Consider the following 10718-nt stretch of genomic DNA (forward strand, 5'->3'; position numbering starts at 1 on the left):
TCTCTTGAAATCCCAAAAAATGCACACTTTTTCCGGTATACCCTTCAAAACCCTTGCACTAATTTCTGTGTTTATCAGCCTCTAACCTTTGATATATCAAGGTTTTAGGTTTATTCAGCAAACCCTAGTTAGTATCAAAGATTACAATTTAAAAAATCTTTGCTCACGGTAAAAATTGGCGGAAATCTTCATCCTGTTGACTTAACTGCACCCAATTTAAATTTAGTGATTGGAATTTTTGTACCAAGCGATCGCACGCTGGGCGTTCAGTGGCATAGTGTCCAGCATCAATTAAAATTAATCCTTGATCTCTACTTTCTTGAAATTGATGAAATTTACAATCGGCGGTGAGATAGGCTTGGGCGTTGGTTTTCACGACTGCGGAAATAAAACCTGCGCCCGATCCGCCCAAAACCGCAACTCGTGAAATTTGCTGTTGTAAATTCGCTGCGGGGGAAAAAATCAATTTTGGGGGATGAAGTTGAGTTTGAATTGTCGAGAGTAATTCTTGCAATGTTAAAGCTGGTTCTAACATTCCTACCCGTCCATATCCTAAACCAGATTGGGTGGGAACTATGGGAGATACCGCTTGCAGTTGTAATATTTGTGCCAATACATCCGCAGTGCCATCATTTACCTGGTCGAAATTTGTATGGGCGCTGTAGATACCGATATTGTGAGTAAAAGCTAACCTTACCATTTCTGCTAGTGCTTCCCCACTGCGGAGAGATTTAGGGGGATTAAAAATCAGGGGATGATGGGCAAAAATCAGATTAGCGTTGAGAGCGATCGCTTCTTTCATTACTGCTAAAGTCGGAGTTAAACACACTAATACCCGTGCTTTTGCACCCAACACACCAGGTTCAATCTGCCAACCACAATTATCCCAGTTTTCACACCAAGCGGGATTTGCCCATTCTTCAAACCAGGTGATTAAATCAGTAATTTTCATTAGATATTTTCACTTATGATTTTAAGTAATTTTATTTAAGTAGGATGATTAAAACATTTTAGCCCAAATTCAGCTATGGTGAAACCACATCCAACACAGGTAGGAATCAGGAGTAGGAAAAATTGGGAGCATCCCACACAGCCACACCAAAAACTCTCGCTCAACTTTCTTACCTTTGTGTCCTTTGCGTCCTTTGCGGTTCAATCATATCAGGACTTTGGTGCATATTATTTCCATAGATAAAAATAAATTTACAATGAATATATTTTGATATTTTTTGAGAGCATTTTGTATTTTCTTAATTTTGGGTAAAATAATTATCAGTTATTATCCCCAAATGTGAACTACCAACTCTCTGGTATGATTATGCTGGCGATGTTCCCAAATGTAAATACCTTGCCATGTTCCCAAAACTAGATGACCATTATTAATGGGGATGTTTTCGGAGGTATGAGTTAAAACTGTGCGGATGTGTCCTGGCATATCATCAGCACCTTCGGCATCATGAATATAATAGTTACCTTCTGGTACTAATTTAGCCATAAAATTTGCTAAATCTATTAATACATCAGGATCAGCGTTTTCTTGAATGATTAAACTGGCTGAAGTGTGACGCAAAAATAAGGTGCAAAGTCCAGTTTTCACTCCAGATTCGCCAACTATAGCGGCAACTTTTGATGTAATATTCTGAAAGGATTTGCCAGTTGTGGAAATTCTCAGTAATTTTTGATAGTGTGTCATAATAATTTTGGATTTTGGATTTTAGATTTTGGATTTTAGGTTGGGAGTGTTTCAGGAATTTTAGTTAAATTGACTTAAAATAATCTATCACTGCTTTGGCTAGAGTTTCATTACCATTTTTAGCTATGGTTTGTGGTTGTTTTGGCGGTTGGGGTAAGTCATGAAGAAAATCCCAAGTTCCATCAAAAAATTCTGTTGGTGTGATAATTTGATGGTGGTTGTAATTTTTAATTCCTGCTAATAGCAAATCAGCTTCCGCAAAGTCATGACGCGGGATGGTAATAATAGGAAGTCCTAGAAGTGTAGCTTCTGCAAAAGTGCTGTACCCTGGTTTAGAAACTACTCTGCTACAAATTGGCATAAAATCAACAGGACGATATTGGCGATTTTGCACTTTAATTAAGTTAGGTAAATCTGGTGCGGAAGCATCAAAGGTGATAAATTGCCAATCAGAAAATTTTTCAATATTATTATAAGGAATTGCTTGTAAACCTAAACCTCCAAATGTTAGCAAGATGGTTTTTTCTGGTGGTGTAGTTATTCCCCAAATGGTGCGGATTTCATCAATAGGGAAACCGGGAGAACCACCTGTTAAACCCACATCTATGATATTAGGAAAAGCAGACATGGGTGTATGGAAGGGAAGACGAAATAAGCGATCGCTTTTAGTATACCAATCACTGACCCAATCAGCAATTTCTGTAAATTCTCCTCCCCAATCTTGATAAATAAAGTCCCAACTAAAGTTACTAATCATCCAACAGGGAATGTTTGCTGCTTTCCCAAACCCAGCCGCCAGAAAAGGAATATCTGCTAATATGAGATTAACACGATTTTGGCGAAGAAAATTAACTTCCGAAGCAATTAACGAATTTTGATTTTTTTTAATTTCTCTTAACTTGTCTAAGGTTGCTGCTTTATCCATTGTCAAACTATCAGCTTGAACTACACCTAAATCAAAGGCACGTTGACGCAGAATAAAATCACCTTTGATGTAGGATTCAAGCAGCCATCGGGGTGCAGTTGTAGCAATAATTAACAGCACTTCTGGGCATAATTTTTGAATTGTTGCAGCTATTGATGCGGTTCGGGTAGCATGGCCAAAGCCGTGGTTAGTGATGGTTATATATAAAATTGGACGGTTCATAGATGAGGTGATGGGGTGAAAATTTCTACAAATGAGAAAATTCTTTAATTACTGCTATTAATTGGTCAATTTCTGATTTTAAGGTGAGGTAATGAACACTTACCCGAATACAATTAGGATTGGCAATTGTGCGAGTTAAGATTTTTTGTGATTCTAAAAACTGCACTAATTTTAAACTCCGCTGATTATTAGTTAGCACAAAAGAAACTAACCCGCTTTGGGGAGGGGAATTTTTTAAACATTTGACATTAGATAACTCTATCAACTTTTGCCAAAGATACTCACTGTTTCTGCAAATTTGCTGATATATTTCCTCTGCTGTTCCCCATTGATGATGAATGGCGATCGCTTCTTTTAAAGCAATATATAATGGAGTTGCTAAGGTAGACACTTCATATCTTCGCCCATCTGGTTGCCAATTAATTGGTTGTGCTTGATTATTAGTGATGACTCCATCTAAACCTATAAATGTTGGCTGCATCATTTCCCGTGCTTCGGTTCGTACATACAAACCCCCTACACCCGCAGGACCGCATAACCATTTATGTCCAGTAAAAGCATAGAAATCTACCCCCAATTCTGTTAGATTTAAAGGTAGAACCCCCACTGATTGAGCCGCATCTACCAACAACAGAGAATTATTTTTTCTGCATATTTCTGCAATTTTGTCAATAGGCAAAACTTGACCAGTATTCCACAAAACATGACTTAAAACTACCAGGCGAGTATTGGGACGGAGATTTTCAGCAATAACACTGACAGGATCACCCTCGTTTAAAGTCGCCATCAGCGGACAAGTGGAAACTTCTACAGCGAATCTACGACTAATTTCTTGGGCTGTGGCAATCACTCCGGGATGTTCACAATCAGACAGCAGCAAGTGATCACCAGCTTGCCAATTAATCCCCCACATTCCGATGTTACAACCAATGGTGACATTGCCTGTGAGAGTAATTGTGTCAGATGGTACATTTAAGGTAGAGGCGATCGCCTCCCTTACAGATTGCATTTGGGGAGATATCCAGCGATAAGCTTCCGCACCAAAAGGTCCTATTTCCTGAATATGCGCTTGAGTTTGGCTGATAGCATCCATCGCCCCTTGAGGCATTGGTCCTTGTCCGCCATAATTAAAATAAATCTTGTTCCCTAAAGCTGGAAATTTTTGCCGATGGTGATCCAACATATTAATTTTAGTTTAGATTTTGGATTTTGGATTTGGGATTTTAGATTTTAGATTTGGGATTTTGGATTTGAGATTTGAGATTTGAGATTTTGGATGGGAAATTTAAAATGTTAAATCCGAAAATTGAGCATAAAAACCCCTATTTAACCCCCTATTTATTCATAATATTCTTCTCTCCTAACTCCTGACTCCTGTACTGGCGTTAGCGAAGCGTGCTGGAAGCATCAGCATTCGGAAAATAGCCTTTTCATAAAATTGATAATTTTTCGCCTGAATGCTTCGCCCCTACTTCGCCCCTACTTCGCCCCTACTTCGCCTCTACGACTTCTGATTCCCAAAATATCCCAATTGTTGTTAACTTAAATGAATGATCATTAATGCTGAACTCCTACTCCAATATCAACGCTGTAAGCGACGGCCTTTTTTAGATACTCATGGTGACTATAACCAGCGAGATATTCCCCATGAGTTGTTGATAAAAGTGCAACAGGATAAAATTGCTCATCAGAAAAGTATAATTCATAACCTGTCATATCACAAACCTGTTTTTCCTCCAGGAAACTGGGAAGCTGGTGCAGCAGCCACTATAGAACTGATGCAGCAAGGTGTGGAGTATATACATAATTCTGTATTATTAGCCACTTATGAAGATGAATATACTTTACTGAGTCGTCCAGATTTACTTGTCAAACAGCCTGGAAAATCCAGTTTTGGAGACTGGGTTTATATTCCCGTGGATATTCAACTAGGTAAACGTCCCAAACAAGAATATCAGGTTATAGCTGCTTTTCACGCAGAAATTTTGGGAGCATTACAGGAAGTAACACCAGATGAAGCTTGGTTAATCTTGCGGAATAAAGATACAACTTATGTGGTAGACTTGGATAAATGGACACCACAAATGCTGGATATTTTGGCGGAGTATATTCAAGTGGTAGAGTCGCCAGAAGCACCAGAGGTATTTATTGCCCGTCAAAAATGCCATCTTTGTCACTGGTATAATCATTGTTATGCGATCGCCCAATCTCAGCAACATCTGTCACTGTTACCAGGTGTGACACCAATTCGCTACACTCAACTACAAGCATTATCTACTACTACTTTAGAAGCACTCGCTAACACGAATCCCAGCACTTTAGAAAATGTCATTGGTTTTGATACTCAAGTAGCATCTAAATTAATAGTACAAGCAAAATCAACATTAGCAAAAACTCCTTTAATTTTACCCTTTGCTTTACCAGCAGAAAAACTCACATTTACCGCCCCCATCGAGTTATATTTTGATATTGAAGCCCAACCAGATTTAAATTTAAATTATCTGTTGGGAGTTTTAGTAGTTGATAGAGAAAATAATACAGAAAAGTTTTATTCATTTTTAGCAGAAACACCAACTCAAGAAAACCTAATTTGGCAGCAATTTTTAGATTTAGTTTGCCAATATCCCCAAGCACCAATTTACCATTTTTGTAATTATGAAGTCGAGACAGTAAAAAAACTAGGTAAACTTTATTGTACACCTTATTCCTTAATTGAACCTCTACTGACTCGATTTGTAGATATTTATGAACAATTAACAGAAAGTGTTGCCTTACCAATAGAAAGTTATGCCCTCAAAGCGATCGCACGTTGGTTAGGATTTGAATGGCGTGATCAAGAAGCTAGTGGTGCTAAGTGTATTTATTGGTATGATCAATGGTTAGAAACAGGCGATCGCCGTTTTCTGGAACTGATCCAACGGTACAACGAAGATGACTGTCGTGCTACCCGCAAAGTTAAAGATTGGCTAGTTAATTTTTTCCAAACCGAATATACTAGAAAATTAGCGTAATCCAATTTTAGATTTTAGATTTTGGATTTTGCAAACTACATCCTACTTATCCAATTGTTAATTTTTAATTTTTCACTTTTAATTGGCATTACTTCTTCATGCAACTAATGAAAAAACTCAGAAAACCATTATTCATTATTTACTTGACGATTACCATTATCATTAGCAGTATTATCAGTATATTCTTCAGTAATATTGCCTCAGCAACAGTTAAAATAACAGATATAAAATTTATTGGTGCAGCCACCTTACCCACAGGATACTCTTTCCAAAAAACCGAACTAGGAGGATTATCAGGAATTACTTATGATGCTAAAAATGATCTTTATTATGCCATTTCTGACGACAGAGGGCAAAAAGCACCTGCTCGATTTTATACCTTAAAAATTGACCTCAGCACAGGAAAATTAACCAAAGATGGAGTTATTCCCGTAGCTGTCACCACCTTATTAAATGAAAATAATCAAAAATTTCCTCCTAGTGAAACCGATACAGAAGGTATTGCTGTAACTAACAAAGCCACTGTATTCATTGCTTCTGAAGGAGATGTGCAAAAATCCATAAATCCTTTTATTAAAGAATTTTCTCTATCTTCTGGCCAAGCTATTACCAGCTTACCTATACCGGATAAATTTTTACCAGATCCAAAAAGTCAGCAGGGTATACGTAATAACTTAGCTTTTGAAAGCCTCACCATCTCAGAAAATAATCAATCATTATTTACAGCGACTGAAAACGCACTCATTCAGGATGGTGCAGCGGCAAAACCCGGCTTTGGTAGTCCTTGTCGCATTGTGCAATATAACCTAGCCACCAACCAACCGGAAAAAGAATTTCTGTACATCACAGAACCAGTTACACCGCTATTCAATTTTACAGGCAGGTTTGACAGTGGATTACCAGATTTACTTTCTTTAGATAATCAAGGACATTTACTGAGTGTAGAAAGAACTTTTACAGGTTTGGGATTTGCGATTTCTTTGTTTCAGGTTTCTCTAGAAAATGGCGATGATATTCATGATATTAACAGCCTTTCAAACATTGACATCAACAAAATCAAACCTGTAGAGAAAAAACTACTCTTAGATTTACAGACTCTCGATGTAGCTTTAGACAACATAGAAGGCTTAACCCTTGGTCCAAAACTACCTGATGGACAAACTTCCTTAATTCTAGTCAGTGATAACAATTTTAACAAACTCCAAAGCACCCAGATCCTAGCCTTTAAACTCAAGCTAGAATCACCCTTAAATCGGTTATTGCGTCTGCTACGAATCTCTCTATAGAAACGAATCGGGAGCCACTTCTAATGATTCCCTCACAGAAAGACTTTTATGCCTACGGCACCCTACGCGAACAGCAACCCCTAATTAAGTAATTCTGAAAAATGAAAGTTTAGATTTATCAAAGTTTTTTGTAATCTGCGAGCAAATTTGTTTAGGTTTACATTGCGCTTTTATGTAATGGAATATCTGCTAATAATTCTTACTCTTTGATTCTCTTTACCCTTGACCCCCCCATCACTGCGCTAATATTCTTAGCATTAGTATTGCCACAGCACAGAAAGAAAAGTTAAAAGCTTGGGTTAAACAAAATGAGCAACTACCTTCATCCTCTAAATCTCATACCAGCAAAAAATTGTTAAAGCAGCAGTACAAGCAAATCCAAACTCAAATATTGGCACATCTGGAAGCTAAAAGCCAGTCCACAGGTTAGGAGGTTGGGGAGACAGGGGGATCTCACAGGGGTAGGTATTTTACATTGTCGTCAGGGCAAGACTTGGTGGACAAGGTGACAAGGGAGGAAAACAGTACAAAGTCTGTACTCTTAGTCACAAAAATAGTCCGTCAAAAAACCATTGTCCGTATAAAATCTTCCTTGTCCACTTTCCTTCCTTGTCTTCCTGGTCTTGCCTTCACAGATCATATTAAAAACCTACCCTTGTCAGGACAGGGGGAGCAGGGGAGGATAATAACCCAATCACCAATCACCAGTCACCTGTGAAAAAAAAAAATTCAATTTTTTCTCCCAACTACTTGACAGCCAAAAAAGATTAAGCAATAATAGTATAGTTGAGAAAAACGCAATCAACTGTTAGGGACTGTAGTTCAATTGGTTAGAGCACCGCCCTGTCACGGCGGAAGTTGCGGGTTCGAGCCCCGTCAGTCCCGTTTCAAAACCCTGAAATCTGATTCCTGGGAGAAAATTTTAAATATCTCTCAGGAATGCTGTTTTTAACAGACTGGGAAAATAACCCATATCGGTGGTTTACAACCACTCAGCACTTGTTAAATTAATAATGCTTTGTGAGAGAGAGAATTAACTGTGTCTGTAAGAGTTCGTATTGCTCCCAGTCCTACTGGTAATTTACATATTGGTACAGCCAGAACTGCTGTATTTAATTATTTATTTGCCCATCATCACGGTGGTAAGTTTATTTTACGCATTGAAGATACAGATTTAGAGCGATCGCGTCCCGAATATACTGATAATATTCTCACTGGACTGCGTTGGTTAGGCTTAAACTGGGATGAAGGTCCATTTTTCCAATCTCAGCGTTTACACCTCTACCAAGCAGCAGTACAGAAATTATTGGATCAAGGTTTAGCTTATCGCTGCTATACCACATCAGAAGAATTAGACGCGCTGCGGGAAGCACAAAAAGCCAGAAACGAAGCACCCCGCTATGATAACCGTCATCGTAACTTGACCCCAGAACAACAAGCAGCTTTTGAAGCGGAAGGTCGTTCATCTGTAATTCGCTTTAAAATTGAAGATGATCGGGAAATTGTCTGGAATGACTTAGTACGGGGTAAAATGTCCTGGCGTGGAAGTGACTTGGGTGGTGATATGGTCATTGCTCGCGCTTCTGCTGAAGGTATTGGTCAACCTCTATATAATTTTGTGGTAGTGGTAGATGACATTGATATGCAAATTACTCATGTCATTCGTGGAGAAGACCATATTGCCAATACAGCGAAACAGATTTTACTTTATGAAGCTATGGGTGCAAAAATTCCAGAATTTGCCCATACACCCTTAATTTTGAATCAAGAAGGGCGCAAACTTTCCAAACGGGATGGAGTAACTTCAATTTCTGACTTTCAGAAAATGGGTTTTACTGCGGAAGGTTTAGTAAATTATATGACCTTATTGGGATGGTCTGCCCCAGATTCTACGCAGGAAATATTCACATTAGATGACGCTGCTAAAGAATTTACCTTTGAACGGGTAAATAAAGCAGGTGCTAAATTTGACTGGGATAAATTAGATTGGATTAATAGTCAATATATCCATAATATGCCAGTTGATAAACTCATAGATTTGCTAATACCTTTTTGGGAGGAAGCAGGATATACATTTACTAGTGGTAGGGAGCGTCCTTGGTTAGAGCAGTTGGTAAGTTTAATTGCTGCTAGTTTAACGCGGTTAGTGGATGCTGTTCCCATGAGCAAAGTCTTTTTTACTGATGGGGTAGAGTTCAGTGAAGAAGGTAGTCAACAACTGCAACAAGAAGGGGTGAAACCTATACTGCAAGCAATTGTGACAACTTTGGAAAATCAACCAGAATTTTCCGCAGATACCGCCCAAAGCATCATTAAACAAGTGGTAAAAGAGCAAGGTGTCAAAAAAGGTTTAGTAATGCGATCGCTCCGAGCAGCTTTAACCGGGGATGTACATGGACCAGACCTAATTCAATCATGGTTATTGTTAAATCAGATTGGTTTAGATAAATCCCGTTTAAGCTCTGCACTAGCTAGGTAATAGGTGACTGGGGTGATGGGGTGATGGGGAGGTAAATAACCCAATCACCAATCACCAATCACCACTCACCACTCACCTGATAACTGCAAATATCGGGAACTTAAAATAGAAGATTCTTGTCTTTAAAATTACTTAAATATAAATATAATTACAATGACAAAAAAATCCCTTAATCTAGCCATTAGATTATCGTTGATGATAGTTACACTTGGTGTGACAACAGTGATGAATAGTATTGTTAATGCAGAAGAAGTTCCGCCTATTTTTGGTGATATCACCATTAACCGTCAATTTTCACCTGATCCTTTGACAGTCAGGGGAATGAGTGGAGGTTCAGTTCCAGCGAGCAAAGTTAATGGAGAAACTGAAACTCCTACAGGTTCATGTACTGGGTTTGTAGATGAGGACCAAGATCACACTTTAAAACTGCTCAGTAAATTTGACTACCTAAAACTGCAAGTGGAAAGTAAGGCCGACACCACTATAATGATTAAAGGACCAGGTGGTATTTGGTGTAATGATGATTTTGATGGGAAAAATCCTGGTATTGTGGGAGAATGGTTAGAGGGTATTTACAAAATTTGGATTGGTTCCTACGAAAAAGAGAAATACTTTCCTTACACTTTAAAAATCACAGAAGTTAAGTAATAGTTGATAGTTGATAGTTGATAGTTGATAGTTGATAGTTGATAGTTGATCGGGAAACATAAAATTGATTACCCAGTCCCCAGTCCCCAGTCCCCAGTCCCCAGTCCCCAGTCCCCAGTCACCAACCTTTGATCATTTTTTGTGGATGCAATGGCGATCGCCCGTGAGACCAAAACTGTAATTAAACAGAATATCAGTTTAGCAGTAATTCCCAAGTTAGCCGCATTAGGACTAGCTGCAACCTTTGGAATGCGCCCCTTAGCAGCGACAGTAATACATGGGGGTTGCTGAGAAAGTCTTTCCGTGAGGGCATAGGAGTCAGGAGTCAGGAGTCAGGAGTCAGGAGTCAGGAGTCAGGAGTCAGGAGGAGATTTGAAAATTTCTTTGCCATCTCTTGAAATCCCAAAAAATGCACACTTTTTCCGGTATACCCTTCAAAACCCTTGCACTAATT

The 10718-nt window shown here is 38.6% G+C and carries 8 protein-coding genes and 1 tRNA gene; 5 read left to right on the plus strand and 4 right to left on the minus strand.

From position 1 onward, the window contains the following. Positions 1-163 precede the first annotated feature (163 nt). From FFR48_RS20555 to FFR48_RS20570, 4 genes are all read right to left on the minus strand, one after another. Positions 164-952, minus strand: coding sequence for a Nif3-like dinuclear metal center hexameric protein (locus FFR48_RS20555; protein WP_096571618.1), 789 nt, complete (start codon positions 950-952; stop codon positions 164-166). Positions 953-1279: 327 nt separating this feature from the next. Then, the gene (locus tag FFR48_RS20560) at positions 1280-1693 is read right to left on the minus strand and encodes a secondary thiamine-phosphate synthase enzyme YjbQ (RefSeq protein ID WP_096571617.1); all 414 of its coding nucleotides are present in this window, start codon (positions 1691-1693) and stop codon (positions 1280-1282) included. 64 nt (positions 1694-1757) lie between these two features. After that, the gene (locus FFR48_RS20565; protein ID WP_137668660.1) at positions 1758-2840 is read right to left on the minus strand and encodes a glycosyltransferase family protein; all 1083 of its coding nucleotides are present in this window, start codon (positions 2838-2840) and stop codon (positions 1758-1760) included. A gap of 25 nt (positions 2841-2865) precedes the next feature. Beyond that, positions 2866-4023 (minus strand): aminotransferase class V-fold PLP-dependent enzyme, encoded by a 1158-nt coding sequence (locus FFR48_RS20570; protein WP_137668661.1) that lies wholly within the window; start codon positions 4021-4023, stop codon positions 2866-2868. Between the two features lie 367 nt (positions 4024-4390). On the opposite strand from FFR48_RS20570, the gene FFR48_RS20575 reads away from it, so the two are divergent. The 5 genes from FFR48_RS20575 (at position 4391) to FFR48_RS20595 (ending at position 10264) form a co-directional block, all read left to right on the plus strand. Then, entirely contained in the window at positions 4391-5851 is a 1461-nt protein-coding gene (locus FFR48_RS20575; protein WP_137668662.1) for a TM0106 family RecB-like putative nuclease, read from the plus strand. 98 nt (positions 5852-5949) lie between these two features. Further along, positions 5950-7137, plus strand: a complete 1188-nt coding sequence (locus FFR48_RS20580) for an esterase-like activity of phytase family protein (protein WP_201277655.1) — start codon at positions 5950-5952, stop codon at positions 7135-7137. Positions 7138-7948: 811 nt separating this feature from the next. Further along, positions 7949-8022 (plus strand) — tRNA-Asp (locus FFR48_RS20585). Positions 8023-8176: 154 nt separating this feature from the next. Then, on the plus strand, positions 8177-9616 hold the full coding sequence (gene gltX, locus FFR48_RS20590; RefSeq protein WP_137668663.1) for a glutamate--tRNA ligase: 1440 nt from the start codon (positions 8177-8179) through the stop codon (positions 9614-9616). 153 nt (positions 9617-9769) lie between these two features. Beyond that, positions 9770-10264, plus strand: a complete 495-nt coding sequence (locus FFR48_RS20595; protein WP_190346164.1) for a hypothetical protein — start codon at positions 9770-9772, stop codon at positions 10262-10264. Positions 10265-10718 lie beyond the last annotated feature (454 nt).

Source organism: Sphaerospermopsis reniformis, assembly GCF_005402885.1.
Classification (GTDB): Bacteria; Cyanobacteriota; Cyanobacteriia; order Cyanobacteriales; family Nostocaceae; genus Sphaerospermopsis; species Sphaerospermopsis kisseleviana.

Excerpts from the sequence above, each read along its gene's own strand:
- FFR48_RS20565 (WP_137668660.1), bottom strand. The coding sequence starts at position 2,840 with ATGAACCGTCCAATTTTATATATAACCATCACTAACCACGGCTTTGGC.
- FFR48_RS20570 (WP_137668661.1), bottom strand. The coding sequence starts at position 4,023 with ATGTTGGATCACCATCGGCAAAAATTTCCAGCTTTAGGGAACAAGATT.
- FFR48_RS20595 (WP_190346164.1), top strand. The coding sequence starts at position 9,770 with ATGACAAAAAAATCCCTTAATCTAGCCATTAGATTATCGTTGATGATA.
- FFR48_RS20580 (WP_201277655.1), top strand. The coding sequence starts at position 5,950 with ATGCAACTAATGAAAAAACTCAGAAAACCATTATTCATTATTTACTTG.
- FFR48_RS20560 (WP_096571617.1), bottom strand. The coding sequence starts at position 1,693 with ATGACACACTATCAAAAATTACTGAGAATTTCCACAACTGGCAAATCC.
- FFR48_RS20575 (WP_137668662.1), top strand. The coding sequence starts at position 4,391 with ATGATCATTAATGCTGAACTCCTACTCCAATATCAACGCTGTAAGCGA.
- FFR48_RS20555 (WP_096571618.1), bottom strand. The coding sequence starts at position 952 with ATGAAAATTACTGATTTAATCACCTGGTTTGAAGAATGGGCAAATCCC.